This window comes from Pedobacter sp. ASV12, assembly GCF_016429155.1.
Lineage (GTDB): Bacteria > Bacteroidota > Bacteroidia > Sphingobacteriales > Sphingobacteriaceae > Pedobacter.
Map to the genome: position 1 here is coordinate 1 of NZ_JAELUC010000002.1, position 21,521 is coordinate 21,521.

Here is a 21,521-nt window from a genome sequence, read left to right on the forward strand (position 1 = left end):
CCCCCCCCCCCCCCCCCCCCCCCCCCCCCCCCCCCCCCCCCCCCCCCCCCCCTCTTTTAGATGTGTATAAGAGACAGCTCCCAAGGGTGTGGAGTTAATTGTTTCAAGCCTAAAGCGATACGTTTTTTCTCGTCATCGAAATCTAAAACAACCACGTTGATTTTTTGATCCAATGCCAATACTTCTTTCGGATGCTCTATGCGGCCCCAAGAAATATCAGTGATGTGCAATAAGCCGTCTACGCCGCCCAAATCGATGAACACACCGAAATCGGTAATGTTTTTAACCGTACCTTCAAGTACTTGTCCTTTTTCCAATTTAGAAACGATTTCAACTTTTTGGCTTTCTAGATCGTCTTCGATTAACACTTTGTGAGAAACAACTACGTTTTTAAACTCGTGGTTAATCTTAACAACTTTGAATTCCATGGTTTTACCCACGTATATATCGTAGTCGCGGATAGGTTTGATGTCGATTTGAGAACCTGGCAAGAACGCCTCAACTCCCATAATGTCGACAATTAAGCCACCTTTAGTACGGCTTTTTACGAAACCATTGATAATGGTGTCATTGTCAAGCGCAGCGTTGATGGTTTCCCAAGAACGTTGAGTTTTAGCTCTCTTGCGAGAAAGGATCAACTGACCGTTCGCATCTTCCGGAGCTTCAACGAATACGTCAACTGAGTCGCCGATTTTCAAATCCGGCATGTCGCGGAACTCTGAAGTAGATACCAAACCGTCAGATTTAAAGCCAACGTTTAATACGACATCTTTGTTGTTGATAGAAACAACAGTACCGCTAATGATTTCACCTTGGGTGATTTGGTTGAAAGTATCGGTATACATGTCTTCAAACTTTTTACGGTCTTCGGCATTGTAATTACCAAATACTTTATCGTCTGCATCCCAGTCAAAATCTTGATCTGGAGTAGCCAACGATGATTTGATTTGTTCGATCGATACTGAATCAGCTTCTGATTCGATCGTCTCTTTTTCGGTTAGACGGGCGTCTGCACCTTGCAATTCGGCTGTTTTAGCCTCTAGTTCTTTTTCTGCTACTTGTTTTTTAGCCATTAATTAATTATCTCCTTTGTTCCCTATTTAGGGACTGCAAAGGTAGAAAATTCTTTTTTAAAAGAAAAGAATTTTTTAATAAATGTAGCTGATTTTTAACCGATTGTAGTAGGGGCATGGGGTGTCAGTTGTGGGTTATGGGTTCCGCGTTCGAATGAAGAGCTATGGTATTAGCAATCCAAAGCCGGCATCCCACAGCTTGTAACTGGCAGCTCATCACTGTAAAACTACCAGCTGCCACCCGCACCGCCACCGCCGCTGCTGCCACCGCCCCAGCTGCCACTGCTGCTAGAGGAAGAACTGCTTGAGGAACTGCTACTGCCACTTGACGATGAGCTTTCGCGGACCAGCATGGCCAGTGTAATCCATTTGATGAATTCCTCGTGCTTGCAATTTTCGCAGCGCTTGATTTCCTTGGCCTGGCCTTGGCTTGAATATGTAGCTGGCTTGGTGGTAATCTCCTGTGGTTCACTAAAAGTCCTAAAATGGCAGGCTGGACATTCGCTAAAATGGCTATATTTTTCGGCAGGCCATTGTTTAATGATATGCTCTTTTTTGTCGTCGCTCAGCCAAATGTCGTAATCGTAAACCTGGCTCAGCTCTTCCTCGCGCTGGCCTTTTGTTAAATATGGGCTGCCGGCTACGTTTACATCACGATCCACGCGGCTCATTGGCCTGCCTTTGCTATCGTTGATAGGAGCAAAACGGTCTGTTGTGCGGCTGCGCAAACCGAGATGCTTGAGCCACATGATGACAATGAGCGGAGAAAAAAGCAACATCCACCAGTTTCTTCGCTGGAAGGATTTGGCTTCGTCCATAAAATTCTTGTCGTCGTTATGCAGTTTTCTCAAATTGCCCAACTGGTAGGTATAGCTAAAGAAAAAAACGATGGCAAAAACGATATAGAGCACCAAGGGCACTTCTTTCCATCCAAAATTGTCGAAAAAACCAGAAACGATGCCAAAAACAAATAAAAAGACAAGCGCAAAAGCGATAAAGACCATGCTTGCGCAGCCTTTTATAAAAATAGAATCGTAAATGGTTTTCTTCTTTTTATCTTCCGAACTGAGTGTAGGTGCTTGTTTGTTCAAGATCTTAAATCCACCAAAGAAAAGTAAAATCACAAGGCCGCAATAAAGCAGGTTGGATTTCCAGCCGTTCTCTTTTTGCTTTTGCTGGGCAATCAGCGAATTGATTTCGTCTCTGCTGCGGCCGTCGGTGAGTACCTCATAAACTTTTTGCACAGCATGGAGGATGCCGTCGCTGTATTGGCCTTCCTTAAAGGCAGGCACCAGGCTGTTTTCGCCAATATGCTTGAGCGTTACATCGGGTAGGAGGCCTTCTACGCCATAACCACTAATGAAGCGGTACTTTCTCCTGTCGATAGCCACAAATAATAATAAGCCATTGTCGCTTCCCTTTTTGCCAATTCCCCATTTGTTAAACAGTGCGGTGGCAAACTCGGCATCTTCATGGTCTTGGTCGAAATCGCCCACCACAACCACGGCCATTTCTACCTTGGTCTGTTTTTCGAGTTGGGTAATCAGTCTGTTCAGGCTGTCTATATTGCTCAGGTAGCCGTCGGGATCGCTCACAAACTTATCTTGTCCATTCTTTTTGGGATCGGGAATTTCGCCGAGCTTGTAGTGCTTTTGGGCGAGAGCGGTAAATGCGAATACCAAAAATAAGAGTGCGAAGCTTAGTTTTTTCATTGGTTTACCGGTTTATTTGAATGGTACTACCCCTCTTTTTTTAGTTTTTCTATCATTTGCGCCAGCTTTTTCTGGTCTTTGGCATAAGGAGCCAAATCGAACAGCTTAACGGTTCTGAACTCGATGGGGTGACTTTCGCTTTGCAAGGAGATATAACCGGATGTTAGGCGCTTGCCATCTTCTTTCACTTTCGGATCGAAATTAGATACATTGCCGCCACCAATTTGAGGCCTGGTATATTCGAGTACTACTTCTTTGTCAATGATATGCTGGATCAGCGAATCGCCCAGCACCAAAAACTCTGCGGTTACCCATTGGTCGCCGTGGTAGGTCTTCGATTTCGAATCGAGGCAGTGTGCCGTATACAGTTTGTTCTGGTAGTAAATGGTGGTGCCCGGTGTACAAACGTTGCTGGTATGGCGTTCGTTTACGCCATCGCCACCCAAAATCTGCCCTTCGATAGAAATAGGGAAGTCCTGGTCTTTGAGCATGGTTTCGGGGGCCTGGCCATGTAGCATGGCGCCGCTGTTTCGCAATGCCCAGCCTGCGCCGCCTTTAACTTGCTCGCCCACAAAACGGTATTCTACTTTAAGCAGGTAATAAGAGAATGGTTTTTTGTAGAAAATATGACCATACTGATCGTCGAAGTTGGTATAGCCATCATAACTTACCTTCATCAGCCCATTTTCGACCCTAAAGGTATTGGCGAAATTGTCGTTGAGTTCGTGCTTGGAAATTTTTACTTTCCAGTCTTTAAGGTCTTTGCCGTTAAAGAGGTTGATCCAGCCTTTTTGGGCATGAACGGTTAAACTGCCTAACAGCAAGGCAAATACAGTAATTGATTTTAAATAGGTCGATCTCATGAGATATAGTATAGATAATTGACCTAAAATAGGAAAATATTTGATAACCTGACGAAAAGCTGCTGATTGGCAGTAGTGGAGGCTATTTAGGCAGAAACGGTTGTACCTTTTCCAAGGCAAAGGCTAGCTGCTCTTCCTGGGTAAGTTCGGTATTGTCGAGGATAATGGCGTCGTCGGCCCGGGTTAGCGGACTTTCTGCGCGGGTGGTGTCGGCGTAATCCCGGTGGGCCAGGTTTTCGAATACCTCTTCGAGCGTAGTTGTGGTATCGCCTTTAGATTGGAGTTCTTTAAACCGACGTTCGGCCCTGATTTTTGGGTCGGCGGTCATAAAGAATTTCACCTGCGCATCTTCAAAAACGGCTGTGCCGATGTCGCGGCCATCCATCACGATGTTTTTTGATTTGCCCATCCGTTGCTGCTGCATAACCATATCGTGGCGCACCAATTTGTTGGCCGAAACTTCGCTTACTCTTTCCGAAACGGGCATCTGCCTGATTTCGTCGGAAACTTCTTCGCCGTTGAGCAAAATATGCGATTCGTAATCGCGCGAATGGAAATTGAGTTCAATGTGTTGCAGGGCATCTTTTACAGCGGCTTCATTATTGACGTCGACTTGCTTACGGATAAAGAAAAGGGTAACTGCGCGATACATGGCGCCACTATCGATGTAAATAAAACCTAATTTCTTGGCCAATGCTTTGGCCAAGGTGCTTTTGCCGCAAGATGAGTAGCCATCAATTGCTATAACCACATTTTTTCTCATGCGCTACAAAGGTAATGTTTTAGGGGAGATGTGGAAAGTTAGATTTAAGAAAGATTTGAGATGTGAGTATTGGGAGATGGGCTACCGAGATCGCTTTCTGCTTAGGGCTTTAATCTTTGGGCTACTAGCATGGGTTTACCCTAGAATTGCTAGTTTTGCGTTATGGTACCCTCAAAAGAAGAACTGGTTAAGGAAGTGCTGATTAAAACCTCGCGCAGCGGTGGCAAGGGCGGTCAGCACGTCAACAAAGTGTCGAGCAAAGTAGAACTGGTTTTTAACATTGCCGCAAGTTCTTTTTTTACCGAAGAGGAGCAGGCCTTATTGCAAGAACGCCTGGCTTCGCGTCTGGATGCCGAAGGCAATTTGCATATTGTAGCGCAAGAAGACCGGAGCCAATTGCTCAATAAGCAACGTGCGATCTTAAAACTGGGCAACCTGTTGTCTAAATCGCTGCAAGTACAGAAAAAACGCAAGCCAACCAAGGTGCCCAAAGCAGTAATCGAAAAAAGATTGCAAAATAAAGCGGCAAAATCTGAAAAAAAGCGAAATAGGAAATCCCTTGATTTTTAACGGTTTGCTTATTTCGTCAAAGCTGAGTTTGTTTTCTGTATTCAAAATGTTGCGAAAACTAAAGCAAAAACCGGCTTTTTAGATACGAATGGCATTAAAATTGTCAAAGATGTGTACACACAAATAAAACACACACATGAAAAAAACAATCCTAGCCCTGGCAGTACTTGCCACGCTTGCCTCGTGCAAAAAAAACACGGACCAAATCACTAAGCCTGAAGAAGAAAAATTCTCGCCCGACATTGCGGTTGCCATTACCGATGGGCAATTGCTAAACGATCAGACCCAACAAGGGGATGCTACTTACAACCTTTTGGGTTTTGGTTATGATGTAACCGACCAGTACAATGATGTTCATTCGGTGAGGCCGGCAGTTATTAACGTAGCGGCTTATGTTTCAGCCAATCCCGGCAGGTTTAATCCAAACAAATCGACATCGGCATATTGGGTAAACTTTAGCGGGGAAAATGCTGCGGATTTGGCGGCGCAACTATCTAACAAGATAGACCAAACCAATGGCTTAAAGGCTTTTGGCAATACCATCAGTGCCGCATTTCCAGGTGCCAATACCTTCGATGGCAAATATGTTTACGGCTATTATTCTCAAATTGCGGTCCGCGCACGATTAAGCATCACAGATGGGGCCAATAGTCCGTATACCGGCTACCTGAGCCCTGCCTTTGCACAAGATGTCAATACCTTGAGCGCTGCCGACCTGGTTAAGAAATATGGTACGCACGTGCTCAGCAAAATTGATCTGGGCGCTAAAATCAATGTAGTTTATCAGGCCGAAGCCCCTAAAACCGATAGAAAGAAAATAAGTGCGACCGGCTTGAGGTATGCCATGAAGAACATTTTCGGATTGGGTACTGGCGAATTGGACCCAATGGATTTAAAAGCTTTGAACGCCAATACAGGAGCCAAAATTTACTATGATGGCTTTGGTGGTGATCAGTCTAAGCTGAAAGTAACCAAAATCAACAATAAATCGGTTATTAACATCACCGACTGGCTTAACAGTGCTACCGAAGAAAAAGCAAGATTTATCGGCGTTTCTTCAGAGGGTGGATTAATTCCATTGTACGAACTCGTTGCCGATGCCACCAAGAAAGCCGAAGTAAAGAGCTATATCACAACGTATATCCAAACACGCGAAGTAAAAGTTCAGAACTAACAGGCTTTTCAATTTCACAACAAAAAAGGGGCAATTTTTAATTGCCCCTTTTTGTTCCAAGTAAATATCGTTTATAGTTTAAGCGCCTGATTTGCCAAAGCGATAGTACATCGAAATGGTGCCATACTGATGGGCTTTTGCACTGCTTTTGATTTCCTTTGATTTAAACAGCAGGCCAAAATCGAAAGTAAAACGTGGCGAGCTGTAATTAAAACCCAGCTGCTGCGCAAAAACAAAGCGTTTTACGCCAAAAGTAACTGGGCTATCATGGTTAAACATACTGCCTTGTACGGTAGCATCATAGGCTACAAAGTTGAGCTGCGGTTTGGCATAGAAGAACAATTCATGCTTGGTCAGCTTTTCGGTCTTGCCTTTGTTGCCAATTACCGAATTGGTATAAGCCGAGTTGAACAGTTGGTTTATCCTGCCGGCCCTAAATAAAACTCCGGCACCTGCACCACTAAAAGTTGTACCCACATTGGCATATCCTTCAACAGAGAAATCGGTGGCCTTATCGGCTGCACGATGCAACAGCTGGGTATATTGCGCCGAAAGATTAACGGCCATTTCGTTCTTGATCTGGTATTGCCAGCCGTCAATTTCGTAAAAGCCTACAATTTTATGCAAAAGCTCTTGGGCATCTTCACCGAGGGCATTAGGCCCAACGGTTCCCACTTCTAAACCAGCTTTTAATACGCTTTCGTTCTTGTAGAATAGATTTACATTGCCACAAGCATACAAATAGCCCGCAAAAGGACGGTCTTGCGTAGCCGGATCGGGCCTGTAACCTGAAATGGGATTGTACATTTTTTGTCCTGCGCTCACCTCGTAGGTGAGTTTTTCGAGCTTACCACTTAATTTTTGCTGATCGGTAGCATGTCGAAAATAAATAAACAGTCCGTTGGTATAATAGCGGTCCTGGCCATAAAAAAGATAGGCGTCGTTGTCGCTTTTAAAACCGAACTCATTGCTGTAAGACTGGGCAAAGCTGCTTAGGCCACAAATGATGAGCAGGGTTAAAGCCAAAAAAAACTTTGATTTCATTTAGTTGGGATTGCTGGAAACGTTTTTCTTTATGGTTAAATCCTGTGCATTTTTTACCTTGTCTTTGGTCAATGCAATATCAATAACCTCTTTCATTTCGCTAACATAATGAAATTTAAGGTCTTTAATGTAGTCTTCCTTAATCTCTAAAATATCTTTGCGGTTTGATTGGCAAAGGATAATTTCTTTGATGTTTGCCCTTTTGGCCGCCAAAATCTTTTCTTTGATGCCACCCACAGGCAATACTTTGCCACGAAGCGTAATCTCGCCGGTCATGGCCAGATTTGGTTTGACCTTGCGTTGGGTAAACGCCGATGTAAGGGCCGTAAGCATGGTAATACCTGCCGATGGACCGTCTTTAGGCGTAGCGCCTGCCGGAACGTGTACATGCACATCGTACTGGTCGAAAAGTTCGTTTTCGATGCCGAACAACTGGGCATGTGCCCTGAGGTAAGCCATGGCAATAATGGCAGATTCCTTCATTACATCGCCCAGGTTGCCGGTTAGGGTTAGTTTGCCTTTACCCGGACTTAAACTGGCTTCGATAAAAAGGATATCGCCACCAACCTGCGTCCAGGCCAATCCGGTTACCACGCCGGCTACTTCGTTGCCTTCGTAAAGGTCTTTGTCGTAAATCGGGGCACCCAAAATGCGTTCTACATCTGCCAACTGTAGGGCCGGATCGTAGCTTTCTTCCATGGCAATTTTAGTGGCAATGCCACGCACTAACGAACCTATTTTCTTTTCGAGGCCACGTACACCGCTTTCGCGGGTGTAGTCTTCGATTACTTTTTCTATTAACGAATTTTTAAGCGTTATGTCTTTGCTGTTCAAGCCGTGCAGTTCTTTTTGCTTTGGCAACAGGTATTTCTTGGCAATTTCTATTTTTTCTTCAATGGTATAGCCGTTTACCTCGATAATTTCCATACGGTCGAGCAGGGCAGGCTGTATAGAGCTGAGCGAATTGGCTGTGGCGATAAACAAAACGTTGGAAAGATCGTAATCGGTTTCCACGTAATGATCGTTAAAGGCATTGTTTTGCTCGGGATCTAACACTTCCAGCAAGGCCGAAGAGGGATCGCCCCTAAAGTCAGATCCAACCTTGTCTATCTCGTCCAGTACAAAAACCGGGTTCGAGGCACCAGCTTTTTTAATGGATTGGATAATGCGGCCAGGCATGGCGCCGATATAGGTTTTTCGGTGGCCCCTGATTTCGGCTTCATCCCTTACGCCGCCTAAGGCCATACGCACATATTTACGGTTAAGCGCCTTGGCTATCGATTTGCCCAGGGAAGTTTTACCAACTCCCGGGGGGCCCACCAAGCACAAGATAGGCGCTTTCATGTCTTTTTTCAGCTTAAGCACAGCCAAATATTCAACAATGCGCTGCTTCACTTTTTCTAAGCCAAAATGGTCTTTGTCCAAAATGCGCTGGGCGCGTTTCAAGTCGAAGTTGTCTTTGGTAAAGTCATTCCAGGGCAGGTCGAGCAAAAGTTCCAAATAATTCATTTGGATTGAATAATCTGGTGCGGCAGGGTTCATGCGTCCCAGTTTTTCCAATTCTTTGTCGAAATGCTCGGCAACGGCTTTGGCCCATTTCTTTTTCTTGCCGCGAGCTTGCAAGGCTTCGTACTCCAGGTCTGAAGAGTTGCCACCCAACTCTTCCTGGATGGTTTTCAGTTGCTGGTTCAAGAAATAATCGCGTTGTTGCTTGTCGAGGTCGGTGCGCACCTTAGATTGGATCTGGTTTTTCAGTTCCAGCATCTGCAGTTCGGTGGTTAGCAGTTCCATCACCATTTCGGCACGTTTGCGCAGATTGCCCATTTCGAGCATTTTCTGTTTGTCGGCCACATCTGCATTCATGTTCGAAGAGATGAAGTTGATCAAGAAAGAAGTGCTTTCGATGTTTTTGAGGGCAATGCCGGCTTCGCTCGGAATGTTGGGCGACAGCTGGATAATTTGCGACGACATTTCCTTGATCGAAGCCACCAAAGTTTTGAACTCCTTATCAGCTTTGTGCTTGGTTTCGGCAAATTTTGCGATAATAACCTTGATGTAAGGTTCAGACTGCACTTCTTCAACCAATTGGAAGCGTTGCTTGCCTTGGATGATTACCGTGGTATTGCCATCAGGCATCTGCAACATTTTGATGATCTGCGCCACGGTGCCCACGCTGTTCAGCTGCTCAAAGGTAGGGTCTTCTATCGAAACATCGCGTTGCGAAACCACCCCGATGATCTTGTCGCCTTTGTAGGCTTCTTTAATCAACTTGATGGATTTATCGCGACCTACGGTAATCGGAATAACCACACCCGGAAACAAAACGGTGTTTCTGAGGGGTAGGATCGGTAGGATTTCTGGCGTTTCTTCATTGTTCATGTCGTCTTCGTCTTGTTGAGACATCAACGGAAAGAACTCTGTGTCTTCGTTTATGATGGGTAGTGCTTGACTAAAATCGAATTGATCTTGTTTGCTCATTAAGTAAGGCCTTTAACTATATAAAACGACAAAGTGACAGCATGCCGTTAAAAAAATATTAATTTTATGTTACAAGCTATATTTTCAACTCTTGTGCCAAAAAGCCAAACGACCTGATTGCCTGTTAAAAAGTCAGCATTAAAAAAAATAGCAGACTTCATCATATTTCAACTAATTTAGCGTTTACCTTAATATTTGCAAATGATATAATTTTGTGTTTAATTGCCCCCTATTGCTTTACCCATGGAACAAACACTCTTATTTGAAAAGGGATTTGTAATTTTAACCTAAACCACAACGCTTAATGACTTACTTTAAAAAAACGGTTTTTTTATTTTTTGTACTTTCAGGGTTTTCGACCGCTTTTGCGCAAGGCAATTACGAAAACATGGGCCGACAGGCTTTTGTGAAGAGTGATTTTAAGACCGCAGTTGCCCAGCTGGAGAAAGTAGAAAACAATGACAGCAATCCGAGCGTGCTCAAAATGCTGAGCTATTCTTATTTCCAGTGCGGAGATTATGAAAAAGCAACCGATGCCTATAGCCGTTTGATCACATTGAAGCCGAACGATTATTCTTCCTATTACTACCGTGGCAAAGCGAGGCTGAATATTGCCAATGCGCCTAAAGAATCGCTCAACAGCATGCGCGAAAACTTTTACCAAACCGCCATCAAGGATTTTACAAAGGCCATCGAAATCAATGGCGAAGACGATCCGCAGATTTTGCAGAATAGGGGCATTGCGTATAAGGATTATGCAATATTCAAATCCTACAAAATTAAAAAGGCGCCTGAAAAAGCAGCTTGCGTAGCCCAATTTAACAATGCCATTAACGATTTTCAGAAAGTACTGACCGTACAGCCGTTCAGAAAAGACATTATTGCTTTGGTTGATTATGTAAAGGCGCAGATTGCCAGCCTGAAATAATAGCCGGCAAAAGATATTGAAAAAAAAGGCCCCGAAATTTTCGGGGCCTTTTTTAGTTGAACTTTCCAGTAATCTCGTATTTCTTCTCGGCCCGGAGCCTGATTTGCTGTACCTTTTTAATTTGGTAAAGGCTATCGGGATAATAGCTGAGGCTGTCGTTAGACTTGTAAAGGTCGTTGGTGTTGCTCACAAAGATCCTGATGGCACTAACCTTGTTACCCTTAAAGCTAACTTCTAGTTTTTTGACAGGTACTTTAGCATTTTGGCTGGTATAAGTGCTCATGCCGTTGGCTAGGCTAGAACTAAAGGAACCACGCCACGCCGCCTTGTTGATGTCGGATTGGATAAAAAGGTCTAATTCTTTCTTCCAATCGGCAATTTTTACTTTATGGGTTTCGCTTTTTCCACCCACTACCACTGTTTTGTTAATCAAAGGCTTAGCCTTTTGCAAACGCAACGCCTCTTTTTTTAAATAGCCTTCCAGGTCAAAATAGGCTTTGGTATTCTTGTTTTCCTGCTCTTTCAACGTGCAGGAAGCCAACGCAAGCGCCAAACCAAACAAAAACAGCTTCTTCATCATACCAAACAATTGCCAGTCATGACTTCGGGAATGGCAATGCCCATCATTTTGAGGATGGTGGGAGCTATATCGCCCAATTTGCCGTCGGCAATGCTGTGGTAATCTTCGTCTATCAAAATGCAAGGTACCAGGTTGGTTGTATGCGCAGTATTGGCCGAGCCGTCGGGATTGATCATGAATTCCGAATTGCCATGGTCGGCTAGAATGATGAATGAATAACCATTGGCTTTGCCCACTTCTACCACCTTGGCGGCACAGGCATCGGCTGTTTCTACGGCTTTAACTACAGCATCGAAAACGCCAGTATGGCCAACCATATCAGGATTGGCAAAGTTAAGACATACAAAATCTGCCCAGCCGGTAGCCAGTTCCTTGGTAATGGCCTCGGTAATACCGGCAGCACTCATCTCCGGCTGCAGATCGTAGGTGGCCACTTTTGGCGACGGAATTAAAATGCGTTTTTCGTTGTCGAATTCTTTTTCCCTGCCACCCGAAAAGAAGAAGGTAACGTGCGGGTATTTTTCTGTTTCGGCAATGCGGATCTGGTTTTTATGATTAGCGGCCAAAACCTCGCCCAAGGTATTGGAAAGGTCGTCTTTGGTAAAGATAACCTTTACGTCGGCAAAGCTTTCGTCGTAGGTGGTCATGGTTACGTAGTACAAAGGCAGCTTGTGCATGCCAAAGTCCGGGAAATCCTTTTGGCTCAAGGCCAGGGTAATTTCGCGGCCACGATCGGTTCGGTAGTTGAAGCAGATCACCACGTCGCCCGGCTTAATGGTCGCCACCGGACTGCCATCGGCTTGAGTTACCACAATCGGTTTAACAAATTCGTCGGTAATGTGGTTCTCGTACGATTTTTTAATAGCTTCTTCGGCATTGGTGGTTTTTTCGCCCAGGCCATTTACCATCAGATCGTAGGCTTGCTTCACCCTTTCCCAGCGGTTATCTCTATCCATGGCATAATAGCGTCCAATGAGACTGGCAATTTTGCCGGTAGAAGTTTTCAGGTGTGCATCGAGGCTCGAGATAAAGCCAAGTCCAGCATTGGGGTCGGTATCCCTGCCGTCTAAGAAAGCGTGTATAAAAACATCTTTCAGGCCTTTTTCGTTGGCGGCATCACACAAAGCCTTGAGGTGGTTGATGTGCGCATGTACGCCACCGTCTGAAACGAGTCCGATAAAGTGTACAGCCTTGTTTTGTGCCTTGGCATAATCGAAGGCGTTAACCAGTACTTCGTTGCTGTGCAGCGTTCTGTCGCTAATGGCCTTGTTAATGCGCCCCAGCTCTTGGTAAACCACTCTTCCGGCACCCAAGTTCATGTGGCCCACTTCAGAGTTGCCCATTTGGCCGGCCGGCAGGCCAACGGCTTCGCCAGAGGCTTCTAGTTTTGAATTAGGGTAGGTTTGGAGCGCAGAATCGAAAAACGGAGTGTTGGCCACATAAGCGGCGTCTGATTTGTCTTTTTTTCCGTAGCCCCAGCCATCAAGAATAAGAAGTACTACTTTTTTTGCTTTCATTATTTGAAATTATATGTTTAAACAACAATATTTGCGGCATTAGTTGTTTACTGATCTGTTTATTGTTTACAAATATAAGCCTAATGATGCCTTTAAATGAAAGTTTTTGCACTTTGTGATTTAATTAATGGCATAATTTTGGCTTGTAATTCTGCAGTTTGATATCACACATGATGAAACCTTTGCTTGCGTTTTTGCTGTTGCTGTTGCATTTTCCTACGAATAAGGCATTTCAGGCCGATATTGTTGATGATTTGTCCAATAATTTCAAGGCCGGAAACTCTAAAGAAATTGCCAAGAGCTTTGCGGCGTCTGTAGAACTAATCATTATCGACCAGGAAGATGTATACAACAAAGCACAGGCCGAACAGATATTGAAGGATTTTTTTGTGAAGAATCCGCCCAATCGTGTTTCTATTATCCACCGCTTGAGCAATTATCCCAATTACCGCCTGGGTATTCTTTCGCTGGGTACCAAAAATGGGAAGTTTAGGGTAACCATTACCATGAGCCTTAAGAAACCGACTAATAATTTCTTAATCACCGAGTTAAGGATAGAGCCGGATAAAGAGTAGCATTTCAGCCAAAAATTGCTAATTTTGCAATAAAAAAAGTTTTGGATAAGCAATTAGTTGATCTATTTATCAAAAATGCCATTGCCGAAGATGTAGGCGATGGAGATCATACCTCACTTTCTACCATACCGGCAGGTACACAGGGAAAAGCCCAGTTAATTGTTAAAGAAGACGGCATATTGGCCGGCGTGGAGCTTGCGCTCGAAATCTTCCGGCAAATTGATCCTGCCCTGCAGGTTGAAGTCTTTTTAAAAGACGGCGATGCGGTTAAGGTAGGCGACATTGCTTTTGTGGTGGCCGGGAGTACGCATGCGATTTTGCTGGCCGAGCGCCTGGTGCTCAACTGTATGCAGCGCATGAGTGGCATCGCCACCAAAACCCACCGCATTGTAACTTTGTTAAAACCATATAAAACCCAGATTTTAGATACGCGCAAAACCACTCCTGGGCTGCGTTATTTAGAAAAATGGGCCGTAAAAATTGGCGGAGGAGTCAATCACCGCATCGGTTTGTACGATATGATCCTGATCAAAGACAACCACGTTGACTATGCTGGCGGCATTGCCAATGCCATTGAAGCGACAAACAGCTACCTGGCGCAAAACCATAAGCAATTAGACATCGAAATAGAGGTAAGAAACCTCGCCGAGCTGCGGCAGGTATTGGCAACGGGCAAAGTAAACCGCATTATGCTGGATAATTTTGAGCCGAAGTTGCTTAAAGAAGCTGTAAAGCTGATCGATGGGCGTTTCATTACCGAAGCATCAGGTGGCATTGTGGAGGCCAATGTGGCCGATTATGCCGCCTGTGGTGTCGATTACATCTCGATGGGCGCCCTAACCCATTCGGTAAAAAGCCTGGACCTGAGTTTAAAAGCGTGCTAAGACCAAATTCTGCCGACGTGAATCTGAATTTTTTAGTATAATTGTAGGTCATGATTTCGATCTATTCCATTTCAGCGCTAATTGCGGCCTATCTTTTAGGATCTATCCCAACAGCGGTTTGGCTGGGGCAGGCCTTTTATGGCGTTGACGTGCGCGAATACGGAAGCGGCAATGCCGGAGCCACCAATACTTTTAGGGTTTTGGGCAAAAAGGCTGGTATCGCCGTTATGCTCATCGATATTTTTAAAGGCTACACAGCCACTCAATTGGCCCATTTTATAGGACTTTCGGTTACGGGGCCACATAACTCTACTCAATTCGTCAATTACCAATTGGCACTGGGCGTAATTGCCGTCATGGGCCATCTATTCCCTGTTTTTGCAGGTTTTAGAGGTGGCAAGGGCGTAGCTACGCTTTTTGGAATGGTTTTGGCTGTAAATTTTCAGGCTGCGATGCTTTGCGTGCTGGTTTTTGTAGTGGTGTTGCTGGTGAGCAAATACGTTTCCCTGAGTTCGATATGTGCGGGCTTTACTTTCCCGATCGGTATTGTGTTTGTTTTTCATTCTTCAATCAAATCGGAAGTGCTTTACGGAATCTGTGTATGCATCCTGATTTTGGTTACCCACCAAAAAAACCTCGAAAGACTGCTCAAGGGCAAGGAATCGAAAGTTTACCTGTTCAAGAAAAAACAGGCTTAAAGTACCTTTGCACAAACTATTGGCTCCTTTGTTTGTTAGGAGAAATGGTTAGGAACAAAACTAAACAGTTAGACAAATACACTGAATACAGATTAAATAGATGAAAAAATTAGCGATTTTGGGCTTGGCAACAGGGATGTTGGCAATTGCCGGATGTACCACGGTTCCTTTAACCGGCAGAAGCAGGTTGAGTTTGGTAGACGATAGCCAGCTGCAGCAACAGGCAGCCATTGGCTATGCCCAGTTGTTGAGCGATCCGAGCACCAAGGTAGTGGCAGCCAACTCTGCAGAAACGCAAAGAATTAAACGTATTGGAGCCAATATTGCTGCTGCGGTAACCAAATACATGAACGATAATGGCTTTGGCGACCAGATCAGGAACTACAAATGGGAGTTCAACCTTATTCAAAGCTCAGAAATCAACGCCTGGTGCATGCCGGGAGGTAAGGTAGCCGTTTATACAGGCATTTTGCCCATTACCAAAGACGATGCCGGTTTGGCCACTGTAATGGGCCATGAGATTGCACATGCCATAGCACAGCACTCGGCCGAGCGGGCTTCGCAAATGATGGCGGCGCAAGTAGGTGGTGCGGCGGTTGGCGTAGCTACCGGCAATAAATCGGAAACTACGCAAGCCGTGGTTAACCAGTTGTACGGCATTGGCGCACAAGGCTTGTATATTTTGCCTAACTCGCGCAAGCAGGAATTGGAAGCCGATAAAATGGGCCTTTCGTTCATGGCTATGGCAGGTTATAACCCGCAAAACGCCATTGCTTTTTGGCAGAGGATGGCCGCGGCCAGCAAGAATGGAAGCAAGCCACCGGTTTTTTTAAGTACCCACCCAACCGACGAAAGCCGTATTGCCCAGATCCAAAGAGACTTGCCAGAGGCCATGAAATATTATAAAGGCAAATAAGGCCTAATAAGGTAGAAGGTATTAAGGTTGAAGGCATAGGGTGTAAGGTTTAGGCTTTACACCTTTTTGTTTGTAAAAATTAATATCTTTCGACATGATAAACCGTAAATTTTCGCCCTCTATTATTGCGATATTTGGCGTATTGTTATTTTTGGCATGTGGACAAAATACCAAGAAAGCAGATCAAGTAGCAATGACAAAATTTGAAGAATTTAAAAACAAGGAAAAATTTCTAAAAGACGAAAAAACGCATTATCCAGGGATAGGAAACCCAGTCCTAATACCCGCTTTAACTGAAAAAATCAATCTTGTTGCGGATGATTTTAAAAATCTAGCCCAAAAAGGTGATGCAAGCGATAAAGATTATCAAGATGCAATAAAGGCTGGGTTAGATAGGTTTTCAGCCATTTACAATGAACTTGATACAGAGGATAGAGAGCAGGTTTGCTCTTACTTTGAAGAATTAATGGACTTAGTAGGACTTGAAAATTCTGGCGGACACTTAAATGATTTTATGTACGGTTTTAATCCATCTTAAGATCAAACGCTAAGCATTTGACTTATCTTTTTTTGAAAGCTGAGATAATTCCAGCTACTAACATCAATTCTGCTATTCTTACAAGTCCTCGGCTCCGGACTTTTCATCTGGGTACCAAGGCTGGCGTTGCTATTTCTGGTTGCACAGGCCTAGGTTAAATAGCCCTGATTGGAGCGGCATCCTTTTTTGCCACTGAGGCAAAAAGATACAGCGGAAAGCAGGACTGACTTTAATCTTGAACGCAGGCACTGAGCTCCATGTAATCAAAAAACTACCAAATGCACAAGCCCGTTTGTGGGCGCCAATCGCAATACGCAATACCCCAATACGTACTACTCCATATATGCATAACGCTAATTGCTCAATACCTTCATAATCGCCGAAGCTTTAAGCAGGCATTCCTCGTATTCGTCGGCTGCATTGGCCGCATAGGTAATGGCGCCGCCAACCTGAAAAGAAAGGTATTGCGTATTTTCATTATACAAGATGCTTCTGATGATGACATTAAAGTCGAAGTCGCCATTAGGACTGATACAGCCAAAAGAGCCCGAGAAGGCCCCCCTTTTGCTTTTTTCGTACTGCTCAATCAGTTCCATGGCCTTGATTTTCGGCGCACCGGTCATCGAGCCCATCGGAAAGGTGTTTTTAATGGCATCCACCCAATGGATATTCGGATCAAGCTCGCAGCTAATGGTCGAAATCATTTGGTGCACCTGCGGAAAGCTGTAGATGCCGAAAAGTTCTTCTACTTTTACACTGCCTTTAACGGCATTTCTGGTCAAATCGTTGCGCACCAGGTCTACAATCATCACGTTTTCGGCCTGCTCTTTAACGCTCGATTTCAATGTGGCTTTGATCTGCTCGTCGACTATCGGATCACCGTTTCTTTTGGCAGTGCCCTTAATGGGTTGCGAAATCAGCTTGTTGCCCCTTTTGCATAGAAAACGCTCTGGTGTGGCCGAAAGGATATAATGTTGGTTAAGCTTGAAAAATCCCGAAAACGGGGTAGGCGAAAGGGCATTGAGGGCTTCGTAAATCGACAGGGGATCAATTGAAGCATGTTGTGCAAAAAACTCCTGGCAAAAATTAACCTCGTAAATATCGCCCCGCTTGATGTGGCCTTGCAAAGCCTCAACCGTTTGGATATACGTTTCGCGATCGAAGCGTTTTTCGATAGCCAGTTTGGGATTGTCGGGCCTAATCAGCTCAATCTGCTCGATCTCGTGGATGATGGAAGCATTGCCTTTAAGCACTTTGACGGCGTTTTTTTGTATCGCCAACAAGTATTGTGGTACAAAGAAATAGAGGTCTGGAAAATGGAGGTCATCGCTGTGCGAACTGGTTAAATGCTCTACTTCGTTTTTGAGTTCATAGCTAAACAAGCCAAACAGCCAGTCGCGGTGCTGCTCGTAAAATGAGCGGAGCTGGGCAAAAGCAGTTCCGGCGTTAGCTTTTAATTGGTGTTGCTGTCCGATGGCGATGAGGCAGTCGTATTGTGCATAAGGATCGGTATATTGATTGGAATCCAGGTAGCAACAAACATCGAAATTCATGGCCCATTGTTTGGCCTTTTGCTTAAATAAGATAATTTCGTCCTCGTTCATTTTCGCCGTAAAGGTATTAAATGCCAACAAAATTGTAAAATAAGATTGGCCTAGGCGGAAAGTATGTTTAGCTTGCTGTTGACTGGTTTTGTTAAGGTGTTTTAAAATAACGAAGATGCACTTGCAACCAAATTCAAATTGGCACCGTCTTTCTCCTAACTAGCTTGAATTTATATGCTTAAATAAAACAACCTTATGAAACGAATTTTATCAACCCTCATCCTTTTCTTGTTTGCCCTGTCCTTACATGCGCAAACCACCCCGAAAGCCGATCAGCCAAAGATACCTTATGGCGATAACAAAGCTGCCGGCCATTATGCCAAGATACGAGGCATGAACATGTATTACGAGACTTATGGCGAAGGCCAACCTTTGCTCATTATCCATGGCAATAGTGGCTCTATTGGCGACTTTAGCAAGCAGATCCCTTATTTTGCCAAAAAATACAAAGTCATTGTGGCCGACAGTCGCGACCATGGCAAGACTTTAGATACCTTGAATATGGTTGATTCACTGTCTTATGAGCAGATGAGCGATGATTATGCGGCGTTGCTTACGCATTTAAAGATCGATTCGGCCCTGGTTTTGGGCTGGAGCGACGGAGGCATTAACGGTTTGTTGCTGGCCATGCGCCATCCAGAAAAGGTAAAAAAACTGGCCGTAACTGGTGCCAACCTTTGGCCCGATACGAACAGCGTGGAGCCGTTTATATTGAAATATTTTGATGGCATCAAAAAATACTATGACAAGCAAAAGCCATCGATAACACGTACGGTATTGCTGAGGCATTTTAATTTGCTGTTGGCGCAACCACAAATCAAGCCCGCCTCACTGGCTCAAATCAAGTGCCCGACGTTGGTTATGGCCGGCGATCAGGATGTGATCAAGGCAGAACATACGCTGCTTATTGCCAAGTCTATTCCAAAAGCCAACTTATGGATAGTGCCCGATTCGGGCCACGGATACCTCGTACTGAGAAGCGTTGATAAATTCAATACCGAGGTTGATGAGTTTTTTCAGCGGAAGTACAAGAAAATAGCCGGAAGAGCGCTCTTGCAAAACTGATGATTTGTTGCCGCATGATTAAGCAGAATTGTTGTATTTTGTGCAAGGAATCAATTTAACTATGGCCAATAAAATCTTAATGCTCTTTGTACTGCTGATATTGGCTGGAGGAGCCGCTTTTTCTCAAGAGAAAAATATCGACGATGCTTATCAACAATTTATGTTTTCGAGAACTGCTAAGGGCAACGATGTATTGATTGAACAGACACGTGGCTTGTTGGCCAGGGCTAAAGAATTGAACGCCAAGCGGCAGGCTAATGTGGCTTATCACTTGGGGCGTATGTACGAAGAAGTGGGCAAGCCCGATAGTGCGCTGGTTTACTACACGCAATCGCTTAAAGGCGAACCTAATTATTCGGTTATTCACAGGGCACTGGGCTTTATATACCTTAACCAAAGCAAGGTGTTTGTAGCTCAAATGAATGCCGCAAGTGCTGCTAAAAATGCGGATGCCAATGCGAAGGCCTACAATCAGTACAGGGCGGCTGTACTCAAGGCATTGCCACATTTGGAGAAATACCAAGCCTGTGAGCCCGATGACGAAACTTTGGATATGATTACCAACCTTTATAAAAGTATAAAAGAAAGCCAAGCGGTGGCAACCCTGCCCACGCGTTTAAAAACCATGGCTGGAACTTGCGTAAACCTGCTTGAAGATGAATAAAAAAAATCCCTTGAAAATTTTCAAGGGATTTTTTGTTATCGTTATCTCAGCGTCAAGGTCTGTGTCCTGTCTGGTCCAACCGAAAGGAATTTGATGGGCACTTCCAGTTCTTTTTCCAGGAAGGCGATGTAAGCGCTCAGCTGGCTTGGAATCTGATCGGTTGAGGTAATCTTGGTCAAGTCGGTTTTCCATCCTGCTATAGCCGTTAAAACCGGTTTGGGTTGGATAGAAATGATGTCGTAAGGCATATAGTCGATCGTTTCGCCGTTGTATTCGTAGTGCGTACAAGCATAAATCGTGTCAAAACCATCTAAAACGTCGGCCTTCATCATGATGAGTTCGGTAACGCCGTTCAGCATGATGGCATATTTTAAGGCGGGCAGGTCGATCCAGCCACAACGACGCGCACGGCCTGTAGTTGCGCCAAACTCGTGGCCTACCTGGCGTAGGGTTTCGCCTATTTCGTTATCCAGTTCGGTAGGGAAGGGGCCACCGCCTACACGGGTGCAGTAAGCCTTGAAAATGCCATAAACATCGCCCACTTTGTTTGGTGCAATGCCCAAACCGGTACAAGCGCCAGCCGTAGTGGTGTTTGATGAAGTTACGAAAGGATACGAACCAAAGTCTACGTCGAGCAAAGTGCCTTGCGCACCTTCGGCCAATACTTTTTTGCCTGCTTTGAGGTAGCCGTTTACAAAGTGTTCGCTATCTACGTGAGGAATGGTTTTGATAAACTCGATGGCTTCGAAGAAGGCGGCTTCTTTTTCGGTTAAATCGTATTCGAACTCGTAGTGCGAAAGGATTTCTTTATGTTTTTCTACCAATTTGGCATAGCGGGCAGCAAAATCAGGCAAGGTGGTATCGCCTACGCGCAAACCGTTACGGCCGGTTTTGTCCATATACGTTGGGCCAATTCCTTTTAGGGTTGAACCGATTTTGCCGGCGCCCATTTTTTGCTCGTTGGCCGCATCCAATAACTGGTGGGTAGGCAAAATCAAGTGTGCTTTGCGTGCCAATACCAGTTTGCCGGCAGCAACCGGGTCGTGGCCTGCTTTTTTAAGGTTATCTAACTCTCTTTTTAAGATAATGGGATCGATTACTACGCCATTGCCGATCAGGTTCATGGTTTTTTCGTTAAAAATACCTGAAGGAATGGTGTTGAGTACAAATTTTTTACCATCGAACTCTAACGTGTGACCAGCATTTGGACCGCCTTGAAAACGGGCTATCAAATCATATTGCGGACTTAAAACATCAACAATTTTTCCCTTGCCCTCGTCGCCCCATTGCAGGCCTAGTAGTACGTCTACTTGCGTCATTATTTTAAATTAAAGAATAGAAAGATTATAAAATTGGATAATTAGTTAGCGTGTTGTTTTTGCGTATGGTTGGCTTTGATGGCAGCGGCAGCGCTACAATCGAAACAAACCCCGTAAAGGTTCAAAGAATGGTGCTTGATGTCGAATTTCAATAATTCGCCTACCATGGTTTGGATTTGGTGGATACGTGGATCGCAGAATTCTACCACTTTGCCACAGTCGATGCAGATCACATGGTCATGTTGGTGGTAGCCATACGACTTTTCAAACTGCGCCATGTTCTTGCCAAACTGGTGCTTGGTTACCAAATCGCAAGATACCAAAAGCTCTAAGGTATTGTAAACCGTAGCCCGGCTTACCCGGTACTTTTGGTTTTTCATGTGGATATAGAGCGTTTCTACATCGAAATGGTCATTTCTAGAATAAATTTCTTCTAAAATGGCAAAACGCTCGGGGGTTTTTCTCAAGTTTTTGTTTTCGAGGTAGGCTTCGAAGATTTTTCTCACCAACTCGTTGGTATTCTGTGCAGACATAGTTTTAAACTCCTCCCAAAGGT

Annotated in this window: 20 protein-coding genes and 1 pseudogene; 10 read left to right on the plus strand and 11 right to left on the minus strand. The window is 44.6% G+C overall.

What is annotated here, in order from left to right:
• Window positions 1–77 precede the first annotated feature (77 nt).
• The 4 genes and pseudogenes from JHD69_RS00975 to cmk all read right to left on the minus strand — a co-directional run.
• Window positions 78–1,073, minus strand: a pseudogene (locus tag JHD69_RS00975) (30S ribosomal protein S1); the annotation flags it as partial.
• A gap of 227 nt (window positions 1,074–1,300) precedes the next feature.
• Window positions 1,301–2,785, minus strand: coding sequence for a TPM domain-containing protein (locus tag JHD69_RS00980; RefSeq protein ID WP_199136384.1), 1,485 nt, complete (start codon window positions 2,783–2,785; stop codon window positions 1,301–1,303).
• Window positions 2,786–2,811: 26 nt separating this feature from the next.
• On the minus strand, window positions 2,812–3,648 hold the full coding sequence (locus tag JHD69_RS00985) for a 3-keto-disaccharide hydrolase (protein WP_199136386.1): 837 nt from the start codon (window positions 3,646–3,648) through the stop codon (window positions 2,812–2,814).
• Window positions 3,649–3,730: 82 nt separating this feature from the next.
• Window positions 3,731–4,411, minus strand: a complete 681-nt coding sequence (gene cmk / locus JHD69_RS00990; RefSeq protein ID WP_199136388.1) for a (d)CMP kinase — start codon at window positions 4,409–4,411, stop codon at window positions 3,731–3,733.
• A gap of 162 nt (window positions 4,412–4,573) precedes the next feature.
• On the opposite strand from cmk, the gene arfB reads away from it, so the two are divergent.
• Together arfB and JHD69_RS01000 are read left to right on the plus strand one after the other, a co-directional pair.
• A complete protein-coding gene (arfB, locus tag JHD69_RS00995; RefSeq protein WP_199136390.1) occupies window positions 4,574–4,981 on the plus strand; it encodes an alternative ribosome rescue aminoacyl-tRNA hydrolase ArfB in 408 nt (135 codons plus the stop codon).
• 136 nt (window positions 4,982–5,117) lie between these two features.
• Window positions 5,118–6,155, plus strand: a complete 1,038-nt coding sequence (locus JHD69_RS01000) for an MAC/perforin domain-containing protein (RefSeq protein WP_199136392.1) — start codon at window positions 5,118–5,120, stop codon at window positions 6,153–6,155.
• A gap of 78 nt (window positions 6,156–6,233) precedes the next feature.
• Here the strand turns inward: JHD69_RS01000 and JHD69_RS01005 are convergent, their stop codons facing one another.
• Both JHD69_RS01005 and lon read right to left on the minus strand, forming a co-directional pair.
• Window positions 6,234–7,199 carry a lipid A deacylase LpxR family protein gene (locus JHD69_RS01005; RefSeq protein ID WP_199136394.1) on the minus strand — a complete coding sequence of 322 codons (966 nt, stop codon included), beginning with the start codon at window positions 7,197–7,199 and terminating at the stop codon, window positions 6,234–6,236.
• A complete protein-coding gene (gene lon, locus JHD69_RS01010) occupies window positions 7,200–9,677 on the minus strand; it encodes an endopeptidase La (protein ID WP_199136396.1) in 2,478 nt (825 codons plus the stop codon). It abuts the gene before it with no gap.
• A 304-nt stretch (window positions 9,678–9,981) separates the two neighbouring features.
• Between lon and JHD69_RS01015 the strand changes: the two genes are divergently transcribed.
• A complete protein-coding gene (locus JHD69_RS01015; RefSeq protein ID WP_199136398.1) occupies window positions 9,982–10,605 on the plus strand; it encodes a tetratricopeptide repeat protein in 624 nt (207 codons plus the stop codon).
• Window positions 10,606–10,657: 52 nt separating this feature from the next.
• Here the strand turns inward: JHD69_RS01015 and JHD69_RS01020 are convergent, their stop codons facing one another.
• The gene (locus JHD69_RS01020) at window positions 10,658–11,182 is read right to left on the minus strand and encodes a hypothetical protein (protein WP_233165611.1); all 525 of its coding nucleotides are present in this window, start codon (window positions 11,180–11,182) and stop codon (window positions 10,658–10,660) included.
• Window positions 11,182–12,702: a 2,3-bisphosphoglycerate-independent phosphoglycerate mutase gene (gene gpmI, locus JHD69_RS01025; protein ID WP_199136402.1), complete on the minus strand. Its 1,521-nt coding sequence runs from the start codon at window positions 12,700–12,702 to the stop codon at window positions 11,182–11,184. The genes JHD69_RS01020 and gpmI overlap by 1 nt, the downstream gene beginning before the upstream one ends.
• A 170-nt stretch (window positions 12,703–12,872) precedes the next feature.
• On the opposite strand from gpmI, the gene JHD69_RS01030 reads away from it, so the two are divergent.
• From JHD69_RS01030 to JHD69_RS01050, 5 genes are all read left to right on the plus strand, one after another.
• On the plus strand, window positions 12,873–13,277 hold the full coding sequence (locus JHD69_RS01030; RefSeq protein ID WP_233165612.1) for a DUF4783 domain-containing protein: 405 nt from the start codon (window positions 12,873–12,875) through the stop codon (window positions 13,275–13,277).
• A gap of 41 nt (window positions 13,278–13,318) precedes the next feature.
• Window positions 13,319–14,161 (plus strand): carboxylating nicotinate-nucleotide diphosphorylase, encoded by an 843-nt coding sequence (gene nadC, locus JHD69_RS01035; protein WP_199136404.1) that lies wholly within the window; start codon window positions 13,319–13,321, stop codon window positions 14,159–14,161.
• Window positions 14,162–14,211: 50 nt separating this feature from the next.
• The gene (gene plsY / locus JHD69_RS01040) at window positions 14,212–14,859 is read left to right on the plus strand and encodes a glycerol-3-phosphate 1-O-acyltransferase PlsY (RefSeq protein WP_199136406.1); all 648 of its coding nucleotides are present in this window, start codon (window positions 14,212–14,214) and stop codon (window positions 14,857–14,859) included.
• 100 nt (window positions 14,860–14,959) lie between these two features.
• Window positions 14,960–15,775 carry a M48 family metallopeptidase gene (locus JHD69_RS01045; RefSeq protein ID WP_199136408.1) on the plus strand — a complete coding sequence of 272 codons (816 nt, stop codon included), beginning with the start codon at window positions 14,960–14,962 and terminating at the stop codon, window positions 15,773–15,775.
• Window positions 15,776–15,869: 94 nt separating this feature from the next.
• Window positions 15,870–16,313, plus strand: a complete 444-nt coding sequence (locus JHD69_RS01050) for a DUF4844 domain-containing protein (protein WP_199136410.1) — start codon at window positions 15,870–15,872, stop codon at window positions 16,311–16,313.
• Between the two features lie 353 nt (window positions 16,314–16,666).
• On the opposite strand, the gene JHD69_RS01055 is transcribed toward JHD69_RS01050, so the two are convergent.
• The gene (locus JHD69_RS01055) at window positions 16,667–17,917 is read right to left on the minus strand and encodes an anthranilate synthase component I family protein (protein WP_199136412.1); all 1,251 of its coding nucleotides are present in this window, start codon (window positions 17,915–17,917) and stop codon (window positions 16,667–16,669) included.
• 195 nt (window positions 17,918–18,112) lie between these two features.
• Between JHD69_RS01055 and JHD69_RS01060 the strand changes: the two genes are divergently transcribed.
• Together JHD69_RS01060 and JHD69_RS01065 are read left to right on the plus strand one after the other, a co-directional pair.
• Window positions 18,113–18,982, plus strand: a complete 870-nt coding sequence (locus JHD69_RS01060) for an alpha/beta fold hydrolase (protein ID WP_199136414.1) — start codon at window positions 18,113–18,115, stop codon at window positions 18,980–18,982.
• Between the two features lie 79 nt (window positions 18,983–19,061).
• Complete coding sequence (locus tag JHD69_RS01065) at window positions 19,062–19,646, plus strand: hypothetical protein (protein WP_233165613.1); 585 nt, start codon at window positions 19,062–19,064, stop codon at window positions 19,644–19,646.
• 41 nt (window positions 19,647–19,687) lie between these two features.
• Here JHD69_RS01065 and JHD69_RS01070 read toward each other — a convergent pair whose 3' ends face one another.
• On the minus strand, window positions 19,688–20,965 hold the full coding sequence (locus JHD69_RS01070) for an adenylosuccinate synthase (protein ID WP_199136418.1): 1,278 nt from the start codon (window positions 20,963–20,965) through the stop codon (window positions 19,688–19,690).
• 41 nt (window positions 20,966–21,006) lie between these two features.
• Window positions 21,007–21,498 (minus strand): Fur family transcriptional regulator, encoded by a 492-nt coding sequence (locus JHD69_RS01075; protein WP_199136420.1) that lies wholly within the window; start codon window positions 21,496–21,498, stop codon window positions 21,007–21,009.
• Between the last annotated feature and the right edge of the window lie 23 nt (window positions 21,499–21,521).